The organism is Acidimicrobiales bacterium (assembly GCA_033344915.1).
In the GTDB taxonomy this organism is placed as follows: domain Bacteria; phylum Actinomycetota; class Acidimicrobiia; order Acidimicrobiales; family Aldehydirespiratoraceae; genus JAJRXC01.
On the sequence record JAWPML010000001.1, the window covers coordinates 184,664 to 206,735 of the forward strand.

21 protein-coding genes are annotated in these 22,072 nt (G+C 68.6%); 9 read left to right on the top strand and 12 right to left on the bottom strand.

All coding sequences use genetic code 11. The features are described 5' to 3' along the window. Positions 1-145: 145 nt before the first annotated feature. The 5 genes from R8F63_00855 (at position 146) to R8F63_00875 (ending at position 6,047) form a co-directional block, all read left to right on the top strand. On the top strand, positions 146-523 hold the full coding sequence (locus tag R8F63_00855) for a hypothetical protein (GenBank protein ID MDW3217132.1): 378 nt from the start codon (positions 146-148) through the stop codon (positions 521-523). Between the two features lie 432 nt (positions 524-955). Next, a complete protein-coding gene (locus R8F63_00860) occupies positions 956-2,965 on the top strand; it encodes a calcium-binding protein (GenBank protein ID MDW3217133.1) in 2,010 nt (669 codons plus the stop codon). A gap of 284 nt (positions 2,966-3,249) precedes the next feature. Then, positions 3,250-5,091 carry an S-layer homology domain-containing protein gene (locus R8F63_00865; protein MDW3217134.1) on the top strand — a complete coding sequence of 614 codons (1,842 nt, stop codon included), beginning with the start codon at positions 3,250-3,252 and terminating at the stop codon, positions 5,089-5,091. 182 nt (positions 5,092-5,273) lie between these two features. Further along, positions 5,274-5,663 carry a hypothetical protein gene (locus R8F63_00870; GenBank protein ID MDW3217135.1) on the top strand — a complete coding sequence of 130 codons (390 nt, stop codon included), beginning with the start codon at positions 5,274-5,276 and terminating at the stop codon, positions 5,661-5,663. A gap of 198 nt (positions 5,664-5,861) precedes the next feature. After that, a complete protein-coding gene (locus R8F63_00875; GenBank protein ID MDW3217136.1) occupies positions 5,862-6,047 on the top strand; it encodes a hypothetical protein in 186 nt (61 codons plus the stop codon). Positions 6,048-6,102: 55 nt separating this feature from the next. Here the strand turns inward: R8F63_00875 and R8F63_00880 are convergent, their stop codons facing one another. The 4 genes from R8F63_00880 to R8F63_00895 all read right to left on the bottom strand — a co-directional run bounded on the left by R8F63_00880 (position 6,103) and on the right by R8F63_00895 (position 7,833). Further along, the gene (locus R8F63_00880) at positions 6,103-6,501 is read right to left on the bottom strand and encodes a Fic family protein (protein ID MDW3217137.1); all 399 of its coding nucleotides are present in this window, start codon (positions 6,499-6,501) and stop codon (positions 6,103-6,105) included. Further along, entirely contained in the window at positions 6,498-6,707 is a 210-nt protein-coding gene (locus tag R8F63_00885; GenBank protein ID MDW3217138.1) for a YlcI/YnfO family protein, read from the bottom strand. The genes R8F63_00880 and R8F63_00885 overlap by 4 nt, the downstream gene beginning before the upstream one ends. A 63-nt stretch (positions 6,708-6,770) precedes the next feature. Further along, positions 6,771-7,181, bottom strand: a complete 411-nt coding sequence (locus R8F63_00890; protein MDW3217139.1) for a TIGR03618 family F420-dependent PPOX class oxidoreductase — start codon at positions 7,179-7,181, stop codon at positions 6,771-6,773. A gap of 37 nt (positions 7,182-7,218) precedes the next feature. Continuing rightward, entirely contained in the window at positions 7,219-7,833 is a 615-nt protein-coding gene (locus tag R8F63_00895; GenBank protein ID MDW3217140.1) for a carboxymuconolactone decarboxylase family protein, read from the bottom strand. 83 nt (positions 7,834-7,916) lie between these two features. On the opposite strand from R8F63_00895, the gene R8F63_00900 reads away from it, so the two are divergent. Beyond that, on the top strand, positions 7,917-8,480 hold the full coding sequence (locus R8F63_00900; protein ID MDW3217141.1) for a helix-turn-helix domain-containing protein: 564 nt from the start codon (positions 7,917-7,919) through the stop codon (positions 8,478-8,480). 75 nt (positions 8,481-8,555) lie between these two features. Then, positions 8,556-10,286: an FAD-dependent monooxygenase gene (locus tag R8F63_00905; protein MDW3217142.1), complete on the top strand. Its 1,731-nt coding sequence runs from the start codon at positions 8,556-8,558 to the stop codon at positions 10,284-10,286. A gap of 15 nt (positions 10,287-10,301) precedes the next feature. On the opposite strand, the gene R8F63_00910 is transcribed toward R8F63_00905, so the two are convergent. From R8F63_00910 to R8F63_00925, 4 genes are read right to left on the bottom strand one after another with little or no spacing between them, the layout of a single operon-like run. Beyond that, complete coding sequence (locus tag R8F63_00910; GenBank protein ID MDW3217143.1) at positions 10,302-11,873, bottom strand: sulfatase-like hydrolase/transferase; 1,572 nt, start codon at positions 11,871-11,873, stop codon at positions 10,302-10,304. 15 nt (positions 11,874-11,888) lie between these two features. Beyond that, positions 11,889-13,517, bottom strand: a complete 1,629-nt coding sequence (locus tag R8F63_00915) for an FAD-dependent monooxygenase (protein MDW3217144.1) — start codon at positions 13,515-13,517, stop codon at positions 11,889-11,891. Further along, positions 13,517-14,296: an SDR family oxidoreductase gene (locus tag R8F63_00920; protein MDW3217145.1), complete on the bottom strand. Its 780-nt coding sequence runs from the start codon at positions 14,294-14,296 to the stop codon at positions 13,517-13,519. The genes R8F63_00915 and R8F63_00920 overlap by 1 nt, the downstream gene beginning before the upstream one ends. Positions 14,297-14,306: 10 nt before the next feature. Beyond that, positions 14,307-15,266: a VOC family protein gene (locus R8F63_00925; GenBank protein MDW3217146.1), complete on the bottom strand. Its 960-nt coding sequence runs from the start codon at positions 15,264-15,266 to the stop codon at positions 14,307-14,309. A gap of 41 nt (positions 15,267-15,307) precedes the next feature. Here R8F63_00925 and R8F63_00930 point away from each other — a divergent pair, with 41 nt between their 5' ends. Together R8F63_00930 and R8F63_00935 are read left to right on the top strand one after the other, a co-directional pair. Then, a complete protein-coding gene (locus R8F63_00930) occupies positions 15,308-15,961 on the top strand; it encodes a TetR/AcrR family transcriptional regulator (GenBank protein MDW3217147.1) in 654 nt (217 codons plus the stop codon). A 140-nt stretch (positions 15,962-16,101) separates the two neighbouring features. Next, positions 16,102-16,653, top strand: coding sequence for a VOC family protein (locus tag R8F63_00935; GenBank protein ID MDW3217148.1), 552 nt, complete (start codon positions 16,102-16,104; stop codon positions 16,651-16,653). Positions 16,654-16,694: 41 nt separating this feature from the next. Here R8F63_00935 and R8F63_00940 read toward each other — a convergent pair whose 3' ends face one another. The 4 genes from R8F63_00940 to R8F63_00955 are packed head-to-tail and all read right to left on the bottom strand — an operon-like array spanning position 16,695 to position 22,016. Then, positions 16,695-17,678 carry a hypothetical protein gene (locus tag R8F63_00940; GenBank protein ID MDW3217149.1) on the bottom strand — a complete coding sequence of 328 codons (984 nt, stop codon included), beginning with the start codon at positions 17,676-17,678 and terminating at the stop codon, positions 16,695-16,697. Then, the gene (locus tag R8F63_00945) at positions 17,675-19,351 is read right to left on the bottom strand and encodes a hypothetical protein (GenBank protein MDW3217150.1); all 1,677 of its coding nucleotides are present in this window, start codon (positions 19,349-19,351) and stop codon (positions 17,675-17,677) included. The genes R8F63_00940 and R8F63_00945 overlap by 4 nt, the downstream gene beginning before the upstream one ends. Continuing rightward, on the bottom strand, positions 19,348-19,800 hold the full coding sequence (locus tag R8F63_00950) for a hypothetical protein (GenBank protein ID MDW3217151.1): 453 nt from the start codon (positions 19,798-19,800) through the stop codon (positions 19,348-19,350). Before R8F63_00950 ends, R8F63_00945 begins: the two co-directional genes overlap by 4 nt. Further along, entirely contained in the window at positions 19,797-22,016 is a 2,220-nt protein-coding gene (locus tag R8F63_00955) for an Ig-like domain-containing protein (GenBank protein MDW3217152.1), read from the bottom strand. Before R8F63_00955 ends, R8F63_00950 begins: the two co-directional genes overlap by 4 nt. Between the last annotated feature and the right edge of the window lie 56 nt (positions 22,017-22,072).

Genomic DNA, 22,072 nt, shown 5'->3' on the forward strand with positions numbered 1-22,072 from the left:
GCTCGTAGAGGCACCCATCGCTCAAGAGACCATTTCATAGGTTCTCCCGTTGTGCGCGTCGCACCGCATGTTCCACACGCGGCCGAGCTCGACGAAAGATCGACCGGACCCCGCTCGGGCTGCGGTTCGTGATCTGAGCGATCTCATGGCTCTTGAACTGGCCATCGGCAACCAGGAGGAATATCTCCCGCTCGTCGTCGCTGAGCACACCGGCGAGCACATCCTCGAGCAAGAGTCGGTCATCGACGGAGCCAAAGGCCGCCGGCTCATAGGTGTCGCCATGCCCGAATTGCGGGTCGACTGGCAGCGGGACGACCCTTCGTCGGGAGTTGAGGCCACAGTTGCGGACGATGCGATAGAGCCAGGTATCGAAGCTCGCGTCCGCGCGAAACTCGCGGCGGGCTCGCCAGGACCGAAGCAGTGCCTCTTGGACGACGTCTTCGGCGCCGGACGTGCCATAAGTGCGGCCGATGGCACCGCTGGCGACGCCCAGAAGTCCCTTCTGGCGTCCGGGGTTGAGTAGCGCTGTGAAAGCGCGGATCGCGTCGTCGTCGTCCGCTGTTCTGAAGATCTCAACCAGCTCATCTTCGGACCGCAGCGAAAACGCCCCCTAGCTCCTGTCCTACCTGGGCGCGGCGAGTCAATCACGCAGCCCGGGGTACTGCAACGCGTACGTAGACGCCTGGAGACGGACCTCACAGATCAATAGACACAGATCAGAGACGAACTGACGCAACTTATTGCTCTTCTCGAGACTCACGTCGGCGCCGCCTGTTCGTCGGGTCAAAGGGTGGGCGGTCGATCGTCGGCCGTGTGACAACAGAGGAAAAAGGTGAGTGCGATGAAGAGACTGACGAAACACCAAGGCCAGGTCGAGAGCGAGGAGCGGGTGGAGGGTCAGCCCTCGGTCACTCCCGGTTCGGTACGAGTCAGGTCGAGGCCGAAGGGAGCAGCCATGACCGCAGCCCCAGTTCGCCGGCTGCACAGTTCCGGGCTTGCCGAGAATGCCGGAGCCCCCCCGGACCAGAGGCGACCTCGGCGATCGGCAGCGATACGACAGATTCGTGCGGTCAGCGTCCATGCTGCGGCCGTTCTTGCGACCATCGCAGTCGTTTCCTCCGTGGTGTTCGCCGCCGACGTCGATCGCGCGAATGCGGCGCCGGGTGGCGGAACAAGCATCAACCACACGCTATGCAGTAACGGCGCAAACAGGATTCTCGAGCACGCGCCTTCGCAACTCCCGGTCGACGTGTGCTTTGACGACCAGGCGAGTGTGCTGGTCGTCAAGAACGTCGCGCCCTATTGGATCGACGTCGGCTTCCCACGCGCCGTCGAGCTACGAAGTCGGACGATTCTAGGTGTGTCAGATACGACGGATGCTGCGCTGGCGCTGTTTCTTGGTACGGATGGACGCTCCATCCCGCCTGGCGGCGTCCACGAGTACGACGTGCCATCTGACGACAGCACGCTCACAATGAGTTTCCTATTCTCGACTCGATTGTTCGAAGCGGAGACGGCGGCCTCAGCGATCTTGGGAGTCGTGGGTGGCGATACGACGCAGGCAGCCCAGATCATCGCGTTCGTGATGAACGCGCTCTACGGGGGCGATCTCGCTGCGAGCGTGGCCGACCTCAGCCTCGGCCAGATGCTCGACGCGCTCGTCGACATCGGTATTGTTTCCGCCGAGCATGCGGGACGACTCGCGTCGCAGTACGACTCAGTCGCTCTTCTGCTCAAGTCTGTCGATGACTTCGTATCGGTCGTCAAGCTGGCATGGGTGGCCAAATTCGTCACAACGCTGTCGGAGCTAGCTGCGCGCAACGTCGACTACTACTCCGCTCTCAGCATCTACGACGCTGGCAGTCTGATCGTCCATCCTAGATATGTCGAGGAACCGGTGTTGCCTCCGCCTCCCCCGACCCCAAAGTGCAAGGGAAGGTCGGCGACTATTGTCGGTACGAACGGCGCGGACACGCTCCGCGGTACGAGCGGCGCCGATGTAATTGTCGCGTTCGGCGGTGACGATGTCATCTACGCCGGAGGCGGGAACGACACGATCTGCGCCGGCTCTGGTTCGGACAAGGTGTGGGGTGGCACGGGCAATGACTACATCAATGGCTACTCAGGCAATGACACGCTGCGCGGAGAGGCCGGTCACGACGAGATTCGGGGTGGTGATGGCAACGACGTGATCGCGGGTCATGCCGGCAACGATGTGATCTACGCGGGAGCTGGGGCGGATCGTGTGTCCGCCGGCTCTGGTTCGGACAAGGTGTGGGGTGGCACGGGCAATGACTACATCAATGGCTACTCAGGCAATGACACGCTGCGCGGAGAGGCCGGTCACGACGAGATTCGGGGTGGTGATGGCAACGACGTGATCGCGGGTCATGCCGGCAACGATGTGATCTACGCGGGAGCTGGGGCGGATCGTGTGTCCGCCGGCTCTGGTTCGGACAAGGTGTGGGGTGGCACGGGCAATGACTACATCAATGGCTACTCAGGCAATGACACGCTGCGCGGAGAGGCCGGTCACGACGAGATCTGGGCTGGTTCGGGTCACGACCAAGTCTGGGCCGGATCCGGCAACGACAGAGTGTGGGGCGGCTCAGGCAATGACAAGCTTGACGGTGACGCCGGCAACGACAGGTTGGACGGCGGTTCAGGCGACGACAGTGTGACGGGGGACAGCGGCACGGATACATGCTTCAACCGAGAGTCCGGCAAGGGCTACTGCGAGGGTGGTCTCTCGCACAACACCATCATAGAGCTCACTGGAACTAATCGATCAGTCAACCCGTCGTTCCTAGTGTGGGAAGGCGTGATGTACCACATCGGTTCCGGGGCTGACTACTGGCAGTGCTACGGCCAGACGGGCGGGAAGGTGACCAAGAAGTCGTTGAACTATGCGCGATCACGCGGCTGGGAGATGCACTGGGCCTCATACATCGACCGGTGTTGGTGAGCAATGAGCCGGGGACAGGTCGTGCGTCCCCGGCTCGACGCTCTCGGCAGGGAGCTATGTACAGCCAGTGGTCGCACGGGCTGACATTGAGTGCGCAGCCGACTCTCGGCTGCGCTCTTCGAGCTGCCCTGACGACCCGTTCTTAGGTTGAGAGCAGGTTGCTGTCAGTCACCGGTGACGGCTCGTCGCTCTCGTTAAAGCCCCGCCTCGCCGTGGACGGCGGCCGAACCGTTGTGCGCCCCGCGACTTGAGCCTCGAGCTGACCGCGCGCCTATCGTCCGGCCATGGGTGGCGGACGCAGGGGCAGGACGGGCGGGATTCTCGTCGTGTTCGCGTTCGTCCTCGCCGTTGCTGCGCCGGCGAGTGCGAGCTGGGAGCGCACGTTCGGCGGGACTGATGGCGGCAACGTCTCGTCTGCGCACGGCGTGGAGTTCCTGACCGACGGCTCGACGGTTGTGGTTGGCATCTTCCAGGGGACGTTCCTCGGGCTCACCGCGGTCGACGGCTGGGACTTCTTCATGATGAGGATCGACGTCGATGGTGACGTCCAGTGGTCGCGATCCTGGGACGCCGACAAGGAGTACGACCAGGCCCCCGGCCACGACTTCGTCTTCGCCGTCGACGGCAACGACCGCTCGTACCTGTCGGTTCAGGGCGACGTCGAGAGTGGCACCTGGGTTGTCGAAGGCGACGGCACCGTCGTCGGCGCGCCGCTCGCCAGCTCGTCCGATCCGGCCGGAAGATACCCGGAGGCGATGTTCTCGCGCGACAGCGGCATCGCTGTGCTCGAACGCGTCGACGGCTCGAGCGACGATGCCCCGTACTCCCTCACCTTCCGGGACGAGGATCTCGCTCTGGAGTCGACCATCCGTCTGGACCTGGGTCAGCCGGACTTCGGCGTGATCCAAGGCGGAGACGGATGGGGACGGGACCTCCTGCTCGTTCGTGCCATCGAGACGGACGTCCTCTTCCCGGAGCAGGGCGTCGACCTGGAGCTCACGCGGTTGACCGCTGACGGTGACGAGGTCTGGAGCCGAACCTACGAGGATTTCGCGGAGCGATTCAGCGATCCGTATGTGCTGCTGCGAGCCGACGACTTCCTCGTTCCGACCGAGATCTCGGGCGCCCGCGGCGTGTCGTCGTTCAGCTCCGCGAGCGGCGCCCTTCGAAACGCCGCGTTGTCGGGAGCATCGACCAGTTCCCTCGTCCTGACCCCATCGACGTGTGTCGGCCGCAACGGGCCCGTCTTCGTCGCGGCGACGGCAGCCTGCGACGAGTTCGCCGTCTTCCGCAGGGACTACTGGTCGAACTCCCACATGAGTCGCCATGTCGCCCCGATGCCGGATGGGCGGTTCGCCGTGATCGGGCGTATCGACCGCGGCAACGACTACGAGTCCGACTCGGTCGCGATACTCGACTCGGATGGTGACGACCTCCTCAGCCTGGTTCGCGCCGCGATCGTCATCGAGGAGTCGAGCTCGGCGAGTGTGCTCACCGCGGTCGCGGCCGACCCCGCGACCGGTCGAGTCGTCGCCGTCGGACGCGAAGGCGAGCCGGGTGTGGGTGCGTCGGCGCTTGTCGTGTCGGACCTCTGGGGTCACGGATTCGTGGACGTCACCCTCGACGGTTGGCAGAGCGAACCGATCGAATGGCTCCGGGCCTCCCGGCTGACAACCGGGTGCTCCGCGTCCGAGTTCTGTCCGTCGGACGAGATGCCGCGCGAGCAGTTGGTGACGTTCCTCTACCGGTACCGAGGGGAGCCTCCCCCCGGGTCGAGCGCGCCCTTCGTCGACGTGCCGAACGGCAAGTACTACACCGACGCGATCTCCTGGGCGTACAACAGCGATGTCACGACCGGGGTCGGCGGCGGGCGATTCGGTACGGGGGAGACCGTGACTCGGGCGCAGGCGGTGACGTTCCTGTGGCGCGACGCCGGGAGCCCGTCCCCCGACGCCGACGCCGATTTCTCGGACGTGCCGTCCGGCGAGTTCTACTCCGACGCGGTGGCATGGGCCGCCGAGTCGGCGGTGACGACCGGGTTCCCCGACGGGACCTTTCGCCCCGGCGACCCGGTCACCAGAGAACAATTCGCCGCGTTCTTCCAACGCTACGACCGCGTCGCGTGACGCTGGGGCCGCCGACGTGGCGGAGCAGTTCGACATCCGGCTCGCTCCCCGGCAGGAAGCCGTGCAGGACCGTCGCCGGCGTGGACCCGCGGAGCTCCGGGCCGGCCATCGCGTCACACCCGCTCCCTACTCTCGGTTCCATCAACCGAAGCGAGGAAGTGGAGCTGGAGATGAAGGTGTTGGTGGCGACGACCGAGGGGCAGGGCCTCTTCGACGATGACTACTGCTGGACCGTCGAGGGCGAGCTCGTCTACGTCCAGGCGACGATGTGCTCGAATCCCAGGTGCGGGTGTGACCGCGGCTTCGCAGGCATGAGTAGCAGTCGGGCGACCACGACGGCGAAGGTGGTCGACCGTCCGGATTTCTCGGCCGCCGACTACCAGCGAGCCCTCGTCGACTCCCTGACTCGAGGCGGCTGGATCGAGGCCGGCGATCAGAGCGACGAAACCGTTGGCTTCGTCGCAGAGGTGTTCGCGCTGCTCACATGGATCACGGACCGTTCAGAGGTCGGTTCCCACGTTCGCCGCAACGGTGACGAGGTCTTCTTCGATCGCCCCGCCGATGCTGCCTAGCACTTGTGTATGCATATAGGCATGCATCTGGCGCTTGCCGTACGTCGTCTGCGTCAGGAGCGCATGGGGGCGCAGCTTTCGGCCGATCTGTCCGGCGAGGAGATCGACTGGCTCGATGCTGACCTCGGGTGACGTCATCGATCTCGACCTCGGCTCACCGACGGGACGAGAGGTAGGTTCCCGCATCCGGCCATCGTCGTGACCGCCCAGCGGGTGCTCGAGCCGGACGCTGCCAACGGGCTGTCGGCCCGCTCCGCAGCCCAGTGTCAGCACGTCCGCGCCGTGTCGACCAGCCGGACCGACGAAGTCCGGGGAACGATCGGGGCTGTCGAACTCCGTCAGATCCGGGAGATCATCGGCACACTGCTCGACATCGACGCCTGACTCGTTCTTCCCGCCGGTCAGCCATCGACGAGGAGGAGGTGTCCGCCGCCGAAACTCAGTCGAAGACCACTCGCTCGCGAAGCCAATCGGCGAGCGCTGCTTCGTCGATCTCGCCTGCCGCGACCGCGAGCATGGTCTGCTCGGCGTCGTCGACATCGGGGGGATCAGGATTCCAGTAGCCATCGTTGAGGTCAATGAACATCACGAGCGCGGCCCATGCAGCACGCTTGTTGCCGTCGGGCAGCGGATGATTGCGGGCAAGCCGCCAGCAGAGAACCGCCGCCTTGTCGGCGACGTCGGGATAGAAGTCCTCGTCCCCGAAGCCGGCCATGGGCGCGTGGAGCGCCGAGTCGGCGAGGTCGATCCGGCCGGACTTGGCGAGAACCTCAGCTGACACGCCGGTGACCTGTTCGGAGAGCCACAGATACTCGGCGAGGTCGATGTAGCGGGTCACTTGGCCAGGCGTTCGAGGAGCTCCTTGTCGCGTTCGATGAGTCGCTTGGCCCGCGACGTGAAGTCGTCGTCCGCCCGAACTCGTTCGATCTCCGCGCTCAGGGAATCGATGATGAGTTGGTTCACGCTCGTGCCCTTCACTCGCGCGACGGCTTCCGCCTCGTCTGCGAGTTCGTTGGGGAGTCGGACGGTAGTTTGCTTTGGCATGACATCATGATGTCATGATGGCCTGAAGATGGCAAGCAAGCGCACCGCCGCCGGCACCGGCGGTCAATCCTGGAAGAACGTCTTCGTCGGGGTGATGCGGAGTACGGTGCGCCGCTGCTCGTCGAGCATGGGGACGATGGTCGTCGGGTCCGGCGGGTCGCCGCCGGACAGCACGCCGAACACCGCAGCGGTGAGTTCGGCCCGCAGCGGATCGGCGTCGATCGTCTCAGCGTCTCCGTAGACAACCAGGTGGACCCGCCCGTCGGGGACGGTCAGCGACACCTTCGGTTGCCGCACGGCGTTCTTCCACTTGGCGGTGTAGTCCTTCGCCGACACGACGAGTCGGCCGTCGTCGTCCACCGCGTAGCCGACCATCGACTGCTGCGGGGAACCGTCGCGGCGGCCGGTGGCCAGGACGGCCCAGGTGTGCGACTCGAGGTACTCGCGGTGATCGGGGTCCCAGTCGAAGGTCATGGCGTGCGCGTTCCTGTCGGTCCGGAGTGTTGACGGATCATTGCTCGTTCTCCTGGGTGTCGGTGGCGTGCTTGCCGGGCGTCCATCCCTGCTCGCCGAGGTGACGGCCGGCGGCGGCGGTGGGGGTCGGTTCGAGGGTGGTGGCGAGGGTGTCGTTCCAGCGGTTGAGGAAGCCGAAGAGGGAGCAGACGGCGACGATCGCGGTGATCTGGTCGTCGGTGTAGTGGGTTCGGCAGTTGTCGATGTGGGTGTCGGTGACGGCGTTGGGGTGTTGGCCGGTGTGGAAGGCGAGGGTGAGGGCGGCGCGTTCGGCGTCGGTGAAGTGGTTGCTGGTCTGGTAGGTCCAGAGGTCGGCGAGTTTGTCGGGGTGGATGCCGAGGTGTTCGGCGTGGGCGATGGTGTGGGCTTGGCAGTAGCGGCAGCCGGCGGCGGCGCTGGAGAGGTGGCCGCACATCTGGGCGAGCTCGGGAGTGATGAGCCCGTTCATGGCCGCGGCCAGTGCGGTGCTGGCATGACTCTCCATCAACCCGGGCACCCGCGCCATCGTGAGCACGGTTTGGGGAACGAACCCCATGATCTGCTCGTAGGCCGTGAACAGCCCGTCGTGTTCGGCCAGGTCCTCCCGGGGAACGGGATCGATACGGCTCGGCATGCGGCATCCTTTCACTGGTCGCTCGAACAGTGAGCCTGTCGGAGTCCGATTCGCTTGTCAAGTGACCAGCTACACTGGCGTCCATGAACAGGGCTGATCAACGGGAGCAGACGAGGGAGCGGATCCTCGACGCCGCGGTCGAGGAGTTCGCCGCCCACGGTTTCGAGGCCGCCGGCACGCGGGCGATCGCGGCCCGGGCCGAGGTGACGCAGGGACTCGTCACGTATCACTTCTCCAGCAAGGACGAGCTGTGGCGCGCCGCCGCCGATCGGATCTTCGGTCGGATGAATGAGCTGGTCCCGCCCGAGGAGGGCAGGCCCGGCGCGGCGGCGATCCGCGACTATGTCGAGTTCTCCGCTCGCCACCCGGAGGTGTTCCACTTCATGGTCGACGCCGGCCGCCGCGACGACGACCGGCTCCGCTGGCTGGTCGACACGCATCTCGAGACCCGATTCGCCGCGCTCGCCGGCTCGGGTCTCGGCGCCGCGGCGGCCGCCCACCTGTACTACGCGGTGGTGGGCGCGGCGTCGCTCATCTTCGCCGTTGCTCCCGAGTGCCGGGCCCTCACCGGCCGCGATCCGGAGACCGCGGCGGAGATCCGCGCCCACGCCGACCTGGTCGTCGACCTGTTCGTCCCGCCCGGCTGAGTCGCTGGTCACTTGACAAGGGAATCTGCACTGGGCACAGTTGGCTGGTCGAACGAACAGTGAACTGAGGCAGGCATGGAGACGATCACGACCGATGTGCTGGTGGTGGGGGCGGGCCCGGCGGGGCTGACGGCGGCATCGCTGCTGGCCCGGCTGGGGATCGACGCCGTGACCCTCACCAAGTACGGCACCGCGAATTCCCCTCGAGCCCACATCACCAACCAGCGGGCCGTGGAGGTGCTGCGCGATCTCGGCATCGAGGCCCGGGTCCAGGCCCGGGCGCTGCCCCACCATCTCATGGGGAAGCAGGTGTTCGCGACGTCGTTCGCCGGCCGCGAGCTGTCCCGGATGATGACGTGGGGCACCGGCGACGACCGGATCGGGGAGTACCGGGCGGCCAGCCCCTGCGAGATGTGCAACGCCCCCCAGCACATCCTCGAGCCGATCATGCTCGACCGGGCCCGAGACCTCGGTGCGGACATCCGGCTCCACCACGAAGTGCTGACGCTCGAGCAGGACGCCGACGGGGTCACCGCCCGGGCGCGGCCCCGCGACGGCGGCGAGGAGTTCACGGTCCGGGCTCGCTACGCGATCGGCTGCGACGGTGCCCGCACGGTCGTCGGTCGCGACGGCGGCTTCGAGTTCGAGGGCGAAGCCGGCAAGGGCAACGCGATCACCGTCTGGATCGAGGCCGACCTCTCCCGCTACACCGCCCATCGCTCGGGCGCGCTGTTCGTCACGGTCACCCCGGGGAGTGAGGACTTCATCAGCCTCTGGACCTGCATCGAGCCGTGGGACGAGTGGAGCACGATCTTCGTCCGGCCCGGCCTCGCCCCCAACGACCTCGACGAAGCGACCGTGATCGACAGCGTGCGGGCCGCCATCGGTGACGACGACGTCGAGTTCTCCATCAAGCACGTGAGCCCGTGGGAGTTCAACCATGTCGTGGCGGCGGGCTACCGGCGCGGGCGGATGTTCATCGCCGGCGATGCCGCCCACCGTCATCCCCCCGCCAACGGGCTGGGGAGCAACACGTCGATCCAGGACACCTACAACCTCGTGTGGAAGTTGGCGCTCGTGCTGCGGGGCGCGGCCGGCGACGGGCTGCTCGACTCCTACGACGCCGAGCGGCAGCCGGTCGGTCGCCAGGTGGTCGACCGGGCGAACCTCAGCGTCGACGAGATGATCAGCTGGTTCGCGCCACTCGGCCTGCGGCCCGACATGACCGACGACGAAGCCGAGGCGCGCCTCGCCGAGCTCTACGGTCCCGACGGCGAGCAGGAGCGGGCCGAGCTCCTGGCCGGGCTCGACCTGATGAACAACCAGTTCAACGCGCACGGGGTCGAGCTCGGTCAGCGCTACCGCTCCTCGGCGGTGGTCGACGACGGCACGCCGCCGCCCGAGCCCACCCGTGACCCGGTGCTGCACTTCGAGCCGTCGACCCACCCGGGCAGTCCCGTGCCCCACGCCTGGCTTGCCATCGGCGACGACGACGTCTCGACCCTCGACGTGTGCGGCTACGACCGCTTCACCCTCCTCGTCGGCGCCGGCGGCCAGGCGTGGCTCGACGCCGCCGCCACGGTCTCGGCCGAGTTCGGCGTGGACGTGGCCGGGGTGGCGGTGTCGCTCGGGCTCGACGTCAACGACGTGTACGGCGACTGGATCCGGCGGCGCGAGGTGTCCGACGGGGGCTGCGTTCTCGTGCGCCCCGACCGCATCGTCGCGTGGCGTTCGGTCGGCCCGGTCGAGGATCCGGCGGCGTCGCTGCGGTCCGTGCTCGCCGCGGTGCTCGACCGCGCGTCGTGATCACGACGGTCTCCGTCAGCGGGAGACCGGTTCGGTCCTCGTGAGGTCGTCGGCGTGGAGCATGGCATCGGCCAACCCCGTGACCAGGCCGGACCGCAGGGCCGGATCCGCCCCGAGGACCGACAGGTTGTCGAGCTCGTCGGGGTCGGCGTCGAGGTCGTAGAGCATCTCGAACCCGTCGCTGTCGCGGGTGAACCGGTACTGCTCGGTGACGAGGGTGCGGGTCTTGATCGGCACCGGCCGGCTGTCCTTCGACGACGGGAAGTCGTCCTCCACGAGCACCTGGTCGCGCACCGTCGCCGTCGGGTCGTCGAGCACCGGCACGAGGCTCGTCCCCTGCATGCCCTGCTGTCCGGCCACGCCACACAGATCGAGGAGCGTGGCCGGCAGGTCGACACCGGCCGCGAGCGACGAAGTGCGTTGTCCGCTCCCGCCGGGGGTCCGCACGACGAGGGGCACCCGCAGGCAACCCTCGAAGTGCATCGCCAGCTTCATGATGAGGCCGTGGTCGCCCATCATGTCGCCGTGGTCGCTGGTGAAGACGATGATCGTGTCGTCGAGCGTGCCCAACCGTTCGAGGGTCGCCAGGATGCGGCCGACGCCGTGGTCGATGGCCTCGACCATCCCGTAGGTGGCGGCGATGGCGGCTTGCGCCTGCTCCGGCGTGGGTCCGAACGGCACGACATAGGCGCCGTGGCTGTTGGCATCGGCGGGGAGGCCCCGGATCATCTCGAGGTGGGCGGGCCAGCCGTGACCGGGGTCGTCGTAGGTGGTGGGCAGCTCGATATCGGCCGGATCGTGACGGCTGTACCACGGCTCCGGCGGCGCCAGCGGATGGTGCGGGTCCGGGTAGGAGCACCAGACCATCCACGGTTCGTCGCGGGCCTCGGCCCCCTCGATCACGTCGATGGTGCGCTCGGTGACGAACGACGTGGAGGAGATCTCCTCGGGGTAGGGCGCGGGGAAGAGCTGCCACCACAGCGGTGACCGGCCGGGAATGTCGGCGGTGGGGTCGAGGCCGCAGCGCAGCAGCTCGTGGGACACACCCTTCTCGCGAGCCCAGCGATAGTGGTGCGCGCCCACGGTCGCACCGTGGCCGACGCAGAACTCGACGTGGGCGAAGCCGTAGTAGTCCTCGGGGTCCGTCACCTCGTCGAGCTCGTAGCGCTCGTGGTGTTCGATGGTGTCCCAGCGCTCCCCGAACGGTGAGACCCGGCCGGGAACGGTGCCGAGATCGCGGACCGCATCGCGGCTCTCGCCGTGCTGGAGATGCCCCTTGCCGACGAGGGCCGTGTGCCAGCCCTCGTCGCGCAGCCGGGAGACGAACGTGGTGTGGTGGGGTTCGAGCGAACGATCGTTGAAGATCACGCCGTGGGCCGACGGCATGAGGCCCGTCATGATCGTGGACCGGTTGGGCATGCAGACGGGGTTGTTGACGAAGGCCCGGTCGAACACCGTGCCCTCGGCCGCGATGCGGTCGATGTTGGGGGTGCGCACCACGGGGTTGCCGGCGAAGCCGACGTGGTCGGCCCGGAGCTGATCGCAGATCACGAAGAGCACGTTGGGTCTGGTCGGCTTCGGGTCCATGTCGTTCTCCTCGGATCAGGGCGCCGGGTCCGCGAAGAGCGTGGCGAGCGCCTCGGCGGCACCGGCGGTCGGCCCCCGGAACGCCACGTGCTGGTCGGGGCGCACGATCATGGCGTCGTCCTCGTCGAGCGCGAACGCACCCGTCCAGACGGGGCGGGGCACCGCGGCGACGACGACCGGGGTGGCATCGCCGATCGCCGGGTCCGGGTGGCCCTCGCAGACCATCACCGTCGGCACCGCGGGGTCCACCAGGTCGAGTGTGGAGGTGTCGCCATCGAGCCAGGCGTGGGGCAGCCGCCCGCCCGGGTGGGTGGACGGCACGTACTCCCGGGGCGCGTCGTGCACCGGCGGCGGCTCGGTGCCGTCGTCGAGCACCAACGGGCCGTGGTAGGCGTGACCGAGTTGCAAGCCCAGGTTGTCGAAGTGCATCGCCTGGTCGGCGACGGCGGTTTCGACGGCGCGTCGACGCGTCGGGTCGCCCAGCACCTCGTGCATCGTCGCGGTCGTGCGCCGGGCCGGGTCGTCGAACCCGAAGGCCGCGGGGACCGCCGCCATGGTGAGTGCGTTGTGCAGCGACTGGTCGCAGTTGACCTGCGCCACGGGACGGCGTTCGTGTTCGTACGTGTCGAGCATCGGCGGCGACGCCCACCCGGCCTCGACCGCGGCCAGCTTCCAGATCAGGTTGTGGGCGTCGGCCACGCCGCTGTTGAGCCCGAGCCCGCCGGTGGGTGGGAAGCGGTGGGCGGCGTCGCCCACCAGGAAGACCCGGCCGCGGCGGTACTCGCGCGCCACCTGGGCGCTCATGTGCCACGTGGCGGCCTCGAGCACCTCGAACTCGACCTGCTCCGCGGCGTGCGGGTCGAGCGCTCCGGTGACCAGGGCGCGGCAGCGGGCGTCGTCGAAATCGTCGATCGACTCGCTGTCGGAGTCCCACTCGTGCATGTAGACCCATTCACGGTCGGGCCCGTGGCTCACGAACACGCCGCCGTGTTCGGGATCGACGAGGAAGTAGAGGACGCCCGGCTGCGGGCCGAGGAGCGGACGGAAGTCGGCCGCGAGGTGGATCATCACGAACGACTGGATGGTGCGGGGTCCGTCCATCTCGATGCCGACGGATCGCCGCACCGCGCTGGCCGCCCCGTCGGCGCCGAGCAGGTAGCCGGCATCGATCGTGACGTCGCCGTCGGGGCCGGCGGCCTCCACCGTCACCCGGTCGTCGGCCTCGGTCGCCCGTACGAACGTGTGGCCGAGCCGCACGTCGAGATCCGGGTCGGCGAGGATCGGCTCGAGCCGGTGCTGGCTGAGGTTGCGCAGCGGGAAGGGCGTGACGTCGTACATCTCATCGCCCTGCCGTTCGTAGGGCAGGGAGCCGACGAACTCGCCACCGAACGTCGTGACGAAGTGCGCCCAGCCGGCCTCGGCCGGGTCGAGCGTCGCGGCCAACACCGGGTCCATGGGCACGCCCGCCTGGCGCCAGATCTCGAACGTGCGGGCGTTGACCACATGGGCGGCCGGTGCTCGTTGCGGCCCGTCACGACGCTCGAGCACCACCGCCGAGAGGCCCAGCCGACGGCACAGGTGGGCGGCGGTCAGCCCGGTGGGTCCGGCACCGACGATGGCGACGTCGACCCGCTCGGTCGTCATCAGAACAGGCCTTCGTAGCTGCCACCGTCGAGCTGCAGACTCTGGCCGCTCAGGTAGCCCGCCTGGGCCGAGCAGAGGAAGGCGAAGGCGTCGCCGAACTCCTCCGGTCGACCGAGGCGGCCGGCCTTGATGCTCGCTTCCTGCTCGGCGCGGGCCTCCTCGTAGGTGATGTCGCGCAGGGCCATCACGAGTTCGGCCATCTGCTGCTGGCGGCCGGTGTCGAAGCGCTCGGGGAGAAGCTGGTTGATCGTGACGTTGTCGCGCACCGCCTCCTTCGACATGCCCTTGAGCACGCCGGCCAACCCGAGCCGGGTGCCGTGGGAGAGGCTCATGAGCGGGTTCGGCGACTTCACCATCGCCGAACTGATCGCCACGATCCGACCGAAGCGACGTTCGCGCATGCCCGGCAAGACCCGCTGGAGGAGGGCGAGCGGGCCGAGCAGCGACTGCTGGAGTGCGGCCTGCCACGCGTCCTCGTCGATGCGGTCGAACGGCGTGGGCGGCGGTCCGGCGCCGTTGAGCAGGAGGATGTCGGGGTCGGGACAGGCGGCGAGGAGGGCGTCGTGCACCTCTGCGGTGGACGAGTCGCCCACGACCGCGGTGGCGCGCACGCCGTGCTCGGCCTCGATCTCGGCGGCCGCGGTGTGCACGTCGTCCTCGGTGCGGCCGTTGACCACCACGTGCACGCCCTCGCGGGCGATGCTTTCGGCGCAGGCCCGGCCCAGTCCGCGGCTGGAGGCGAGCAGGATGGCGGTTCGACCGGTCAGTCCGAGATCCACGGTCCGCTCCTCAGACCAGGCCCCGGGTGGCCCGGGCCGCGGCGATGGCATCGAGGTCGGTCGGGGCGAAGAACTCGGGGGGCGGGTCGGTGGGGCCCCACACCGAGAACCCGGCGGGGCCGTCGCTGCCTTCCCAGTCCCGGCGACAGTGGTCCCGCTCCCACGCGTCGTCATCGACGATCTGGTCCATGTCGGTGAAGAACTCGAACGTGTTGCCGGCCGGGTCGGTGAGATACCAGAACACGTTGGATCCGAGGTTGTGGCGCCCGATGCCGACCACGCTGGCGTCCGGCCGCTCGGCCACGACCGCGGTGCCGGCCGCACCGACCGCGTCGACGTCGTCGACCTCCATCGCGTAGTGGTTGAGGTAGCCGGTGGGGGCGGGGTGGATGAGCAGGTTGTGGTGGTCGGCCTCGATCCGGGCGAAGGTGGCGAAGCCGTTCAAGACCGAGTCGGAGATCTTGAAGCCGAGCCCGTCGAGATAGAAGCGCACCGATGCCTCCGGGTCGGGAGTCCCGAGCACGACATGGCCCAGCCGGCGGGGAGCGCGGGGCGTGTGTCGTTCGTCGACCGCTCCGGCCCGGGCGGTGGTGCGGCCCTGCTCGCCGGGGCGGTTGGCCGGCCGGACGGGGACGGGGGTGAGCGGAGCGGGCGCGCCGACGTCGATCACCACCGTGTGGCCGAGCACCGGATCCGTGCACGTGAGCGTGGTGTCAGCCGTGGTCGCGGCGACCCCGAGGGTGTCGAGCCGGGCGGCGATCGCGGCGAGATCCGCTTCCTCGGCGCAGCTCAGATGGAGCTCGGCCAGGTGGCGGTGGTCGCCCTCGGCGATGCGCAGCTGCACCGGCCGGTCGACGGTGCCGTAGACGCCGTCGGCGCTGCGTTGCATGCCCCGCCGTTCCCAGAAGTCGCCGAGTTCGGCGGGGTCGGGGACCCGCAGTTCGATGTCGAGGAGTCCGTTGAGAGCCATTCTGGACAAATTAGATCAATTGATAGAGAATAGTCAACACGATGGCCGACACGACCGAACCAGCGCCGCCGCGCCGCCGCCAGGCCCGAGCCGACGCCACCCGGCTGGCCCTGCTCGACGCCGCCGTGCACGAGTTCGCGGCCCACGGCTTCGAGGGCGCCACCACGCGGGCCATCGCCACCCGGGCCGGCACCCACCAACCGCAGATCAACTACCACTTCGCGTCCAAGGACGAGCTGTGGCGGGCCGCCGTCGACCACGTCTTCGGCAAGCTCGACGCCGCACTGTTCGCCCAACTCGGGGACGAGGCGACCGAAGGACTGGACACCCGGGAGGGTTTCGCCGCGCTCCTACGCGCCATCGTGCGGGCGGTCGCCGGACTGCCCGAACTCAATCGGATCATGATGCAGGAAGCGACCGCCGACTCCGAGCGGCTGGCCTGGATCGTGGAGCACCAGACCCGGGCGCGCTACGACCTGCTCGCGGGGGCGTGGCGGGACCTGCGAGCCCGGAAGTTGGTGGCGGATCTCGACGAGACGGTCGTGTACTACGCCCTCATCGGGTCCGCCTCGCTGGCCTACGTGAACGCGCCGGAGGCGCGGAGGCTCCTCGATCGTGACCCGATCGACGACGGGTTCGTCGAGGCCCACGCCGAGGCGATGGTGACGATGTTCCTCGGTCCGGATCCGGCGTAGCGAGCAGAACGAGCGGCGCCGCCCTGTCGGGCAGGATCGGTCCGTTGATCTTCCCCGATCCGCGCGAACTGCGAGGTTGACCGGCAAGGAGCTCGCGGCGTGAGGGTCCATCGGCCGGCGGGAGATGGGATAGTTGACGCATGGCCGATCCACTCCCTCCCGCCCCCTCGTGGCGGGGTATCAATCACCTGGCCCTCGTCACGCCCGACATGGAGGTGACCACGCGCTTCTATGCCGGGGTGCTGGGCATGCCGTTGGTCATGACGCTCATGGCGGGGCCCATGCGCCACTACTTCTTCGAGATGGCTCCGGGCAACACCGTCGCCTTCTTCGAGATTCGCGATGCCGAGACCTTCCGGAAGGGCGCCGGGTCGCCTGCCCCCCATCCCGTGCAACTCGACCACCTGTCGTTCAACGTGGCCGACGAGGACGCACTCCATCAGTTGCGGGAGCGGCTGGTGGCGGCCGGCACGGAGGTGACCGAGATCGTCGATCACGAGCAGATGAAGTCGGTGTACTTCACCGATCCGAACGGCATCGCCCTGGAAGCCTCGTACTGGGTTATCGACGGAACCGGTCGGCCCATGAACATCCATGATGCTCGGGTCTTCGCCGACCCCGACCCGGTCCCCGCGGTCGCCGAGCTCGCGGCGGGTGCCATTGCGGCGCTTCCGACGACATCGCTGGTCTGACGCGGTGTCGCGTCGGCCGGCTCGACGACGCGACGAGCCGCTCAGGGTGGCGGCAGGCTGTCCATCCCCAGGAGGTCCGGGTCGGTCGAGGGGTCGTAGTCGTTGTCGGCACTGAAGTCGATGCCGGCCGTCTGCTGTTCCCGATATTCGACCTCTTCCTCGAACGACGAGAACGTGCGGCGTTCGGGCGGGGGCAAGTCCGCGCCGTCGGGCGTCAACCCGGGTGGCCCGTCGCCGGATCCCTGCTGCGCCGCCGCCTCGGCGTAGGCGCTCGACGGGGGACCGGTGCCGCTCGCGCCGTCGTAGGCGTCGTTGTACATGTCGAGTACGGCTTCCAGGTCGGCTGCGCCGCGGCCCCCGAGGACGCTGTCGGCGCTCAGGTCGGCGCCGTTCAGCGCGTTCCCCAGTTCGGTGAGGGCACTGAGGGCGTCGCGATGGGCCTTGGCGAGCTCCTCGAAGTCGTCCCCGTGGTTCTGCCGCAGATCCTCCATCAGATCCTGGGCCCGCCACGTGAACTTCGTCCGCTGGTACTGCTCGAACGGCGAACTGAACCACGCCAGCATCTGGTCGGCCGCCCACGGGGCGAAATCCCCCCATTCCGCGTCGCCGTCGATCGAGCCGGTCATGCCGAACTCGGCGACGAAGCCGGAGACGTTCACCTGGGTGCCGAGCGGGCCGACGGCGTCGTAGATGCCCGCCGCCGCGGAACCCGTTGCCGGTGGCGGGCCGGATCCTCCCGCACCCGGATTGAGGACCGACCCGAACGATGCGTCGAGGGCGGCGCCGACGCTCATCAACCGAACGTAGATCTCGGGATCGAGGTAGTCCATGTCCAGACGGACGTTCCCGTCCTCGCCGGTCTGCAACGAGTGCAGCCACTCGTACTGGCGGCTGAGGTTCTCCCGCATCTCCTCGATCGCAGCCTTGATCCGCGCCAGTTGAGCCAGCTTCTGGGAGATGTGCGCGTGCTTCTCCGCGATGTCGAGCGCGTGCTCGGCCTTCCATCCCGTCCGGGTGTCGCTCATGTTTCCCCCTCGATGTGGAGGCCCTCGAGGACGGCGACGCGCAATGGGCCGATGTCACGGGCGACCCCGGAACCGTCACCCCGGTGGGCGACGATCGCGCGCAGCAGATCGATGTCGGCCTCCTCGAACGGACGCACCACGCCGTGCGGTGACACGATCACGCCGTTGGCCAGTTGTGCCCATGTGCCCGGAGCGGCTGCGAGTTCGTCGAGTTGCGCCAACGTCGGTGCAGCGCAGGCGCGCCGGTGGGCGACGCACCCCCAGGCTTCGGTGATGGCTGTGTCGACGGCGGCGACGAGGTCGGCCGGAAGCGGCACCCACCCTCTGCGCAAGCCGATCAGCTGGATGAACTCGGCAAACGAATCGTCGATGCTGCTGCCGATGCGGGCGATCAGCCAGAGATCGAGGTCGATCCCGACCTCGGCGGCGTCTTCCCAGAGCCCGCCTCTCGCGTCGGCGGTCGGGGGGCCGACCTCACGGAGCAGTCGGGCGAGCTGATGCTCACTGCCCCGGAGCGCCCGAGCGGCGATGGTCAGCTCCTCGCCGTGGGCCCGGCCAGACCCGACCCCGCACGGGACCGTAGGCCACGAACCGACCTCATCCGCGAGCGGTCCGGCCACGTCCGACCTCACCACGACCACCGGTGTGGGTTCACGACCGGCCAGCGCGGCCTGCCCGACCGCGTTCGCCACGCGCAACACCTGGCCGACCAGATCGTCCTCACAGACCACCACGCCCTGACCAGCCCCCACCTCCGCGGCCGCCTCGAGGACGACCGCGCTCGCGCCGGCGCGGGTTGCCGCCGGGCCGACGCGATCGACCTCCCCTTCGTGCACGATCACCGCGTCGGCAGTCACCCCCCGCAGCGGGCGCTCGGCCATGACCGCTGACGCGTCGCCGCCGACCGCCACCGCGCAGACTCCGGCGCCGGTCAACGCCGCCTCGTCGCCCACCATCCGGGCCGGCCCCGACCCGACGGCGACGACCGCGTCAGCGGCGACGCTGTCGGGACGGCCGTCGAGAACCGGTCGGACCACCACGGCCGACCCGTCGATCGGATGTGGTCCGCTCGACACTGCGACGGGCAACCCGTTGTCGTCCTGAGCTTCACCGAGGTGATCGTCCACGCCGGGCGCGACCCGGCGCATCACCAACACGGCCGGATCGACCGAGCTCAAGAGGTCGGCCGACCACAGCTCGACGGCGTCGTGATGGTGGCCCGCCGCCGAGTCGAGGAGCAGCCGCAGGAGCGAGAGGTCCCGGCGGGTGTATCGCTGCGCCACGAGCGTGCCGCCTGGATCCACGCTGCCGACGGCGTCGGCGAGGTGACCGAAGAACGCCGGATCGACGGCCCAACGCCGGACTCGGAGCACGTCGGCGAGAGCCACCCGTGTCGAGTCCTGGCCGCGTTGCACCGCAACCCGCATGGCGCGGACGATGCGATCCACCGGTCCGGCAATGGCAGCGGAGAGCGAGTGGCCGCCTCGGTGGCGGACCAGCCTTCGGGCGAGGGCACGGCCCGCCGCCGCGGTGTCGCCGTCGAACCGGGCAGTCCACTCGGCGGGCGACACGCCGGCTTCGGCCGCGAGCCGGAGGTAGGCCTCGTCTGTTCGCTCCTTCCACGCGTGCTCGAGGGCCTCGTCCCGAGCGAGCGGTGTCTCGGTCGTGCTCATGGCGCGGCGTCCTCCTCGCCAAGTCCCGCATCGAAGTCGAACGTCATGTCAGGATCGGACGGCTCGCTCATGGCCAGGGCTCCGGACTCGAAGAACGCGGCGCCGGCGTCGCCGAGCTCCTCGTCGGAGAGATCGGGCACCCGCCACTGGTTGGCGGCCATGTGGGCGACTGCGGCCTCGTCGACAGTCATCGGATGGCGGCGAACCAGCCCTCCCAGCTCGGCGGGCCAGCACCACACGCCGTCGGTCAGCACGCCTGCATCGAGCGGGAGGGGCCGATCCGGTTCGAACGGGTCGAAGCCCGGTGCGGGGATGTGGGCCAGGCGGTGACCGGCGTCGAGGTAGTCCGCGATCCTGGCGCGGTCCGGGTGGACCTGTGCGGAGAGCGCCATCGCCGCCGGCGGTTCTGTGCCGCCCAGCTCTGCGTAGAAACCCATCGTCTTGGTCATGGCAGCTTCATCCATCCGAACCCATAGTTGACATAGCGCAGCACGCCGTTGGGATCGAAGGCCCGGTAGAACCCTGCTCCCTCGTGGGCGATGTAGCCCCGACCTTGCTGTGAGATCCCGATGATCAGGCGATCGGTGGGTGCCACCACCCACGTCTTCAGGTTCGCGGCGAGCGCTGCGCCCGTACCGTTGGATCCGCTGAAGCACGACATCAGCTGGATCGGCTGGCCCTCGCGCCAACCCGACCGCCGGACCTGGGCCGCAACCTTGCCGACAGTTGTCGGAACCCACGACGCATCGGCCGACCGCTGGACCACGAATCCGCTGTTCCTGGAACCGTGGATGACCACCGGGTGTTGGCCACCCTTGGCCGTGTAGTAGCCGCCCATGTACATGCGGACGAAGCTCTGTTCCTCTGCGGCGGTGACCATCGCCGGCGTGGGGGTTCGGGCTGCACCGGCGGTCACGTCGTCGGCCAGCGTGGCCACCCCCCGTCCGCCGACCGCCGTGGCGCCGGCCCGAGCGGGACCTTTCCCGCCGGTGGCGATCATCCGGCCGGTGAGCGTCGACCGGTGCCAGGGCACGTGGGCGGCGCGGTTGATCCAGCCCGACAGCTTCCCCGCAGCGGCACCGCCGCTCAGTACGAGGCTCACGATCGCGAACGCGATGTCCTGCTTCTGGGCGATGTCCTGCACCTCCGCCCACTGTCGGAGCATCCCCTGGAGTTCGGTGGAGGCCGACATCACCTTCACGAACTTCTCGCGGAACAGTTCGACGGCCTCCAGATAGTCCTGGTACGCCTCCATCGCCGGTTCGAGCGCTTCGCGGACGGCCGCCTCGATCTGCTCCTGCACCCGGGTCTCGGCTGCCGACGCCTGCGCCCAGAGCTCGGAGGTCTCCTCGTCGCTCCGGCCGTCCACGGTCGCGGCGGACGGCGCGCCCAACGAGAAGAACGCGTCGAGGAAGTCATCGGCCGGGCCGCGATCGGTCGTTGCGACGGGCGCGGATGGTTCCTCCGGTGTTGTTTCGTGCCGCGACCACCACCAGCCGAGTCCGGCGAGCAGTCCGCCGATCACGCCGACCGTGGGAAGCACCGGGAACCCACCACCGGCGTCTCCGCCATCGTCCGAGGTGGTGGCCGCACCGCTCGTGTCGCCGGTGGTGTCGGACCCACCGTCATCCGCTTCGGTCTCGGTGCCCCCGCTGTTCGTCTCGCTCCCACCACCCGGCACGAGGACGACGCTGGTCTGGTCGTAGTAGCCGGAGGACAGCGGATCCGTCGAGGCGGCAGCGAACACCGTCACGGTCGATCCCGGCGGCACGTCCACGCCCGAGGCCGAGATGCATGCGGTCTGTCCGTCCTCGGACCAGTCCAGCGCAACGGCCGCGCTCTCCGAGATGCTCTCCGCGCCGTTGTTGGCGCCGGCGTCGAACGAGCCTTCGTTGTTGCGTACGGAAAGCGAGTACGAGGTGCCCTCCGGGGTCGTCACGGAGACCGACATGTCCCAGCGCGATGGCCCGCTGTCGAACAACTCCCGGCCGTTGCCCACCATTCGGACCTTGAACGTCGCGCGTCCGTCGACGAGTCCGGCGTACGAGATCGAACTGATGTCGATGCCGGCGAAGTCTGCCGATATCTCCGGTCCGGCCTCGTTGCCCTCGTACGCGTCGATGACATCGAGTGAAGCGTCGCTCTCCTCGGCGCTCGGACCGATGTCACCCCCGCCCGCCGCGTAGGGCACGACGGGCGGAGGAGGCGGATTGTCGGAGCTGAACTCGACCGTCCCGTAGCAGCCCTCTGCGTCGCAGATCGTGGCGGTGGTCTCGCCCGCGGCGGTGGGTGTGACGGTGAACGTCACGTTGCCGTCCGCGTCGGTCACCCCCTCGAGGCGTTCCGTGGAACCGTCGGCGTGAACCACATCCAGGTAGACCGCTCGCCCCGAGATCGGTCCGTCGGAGTCGGTGAAGCACGCCGCCACGTCGAACGGGCTCGCGGCGGAGTTGCGCAGGACGTCGCTGCCGTCGCTACACGTTTGGCCCGGAATGAAGACGATGCCGACGTCCACCTCGTGGTTCGACGCCGCGGCCGGTGATCCGAGCGCCAGCAGCGCGAGCCCCGCCCCGGCAGCAATGATCGACCGGTGCCAGATTCGTACGGTGAGTGTGCGCCTCGACCCCATGATCCCCCACGCGAGCGCGTCGATCGACGGTACCACTCATCCCTGAACCGGTCTCCGGAGCCCCTTCCGTGTCCCCGTCGAGAAGCGCGGGC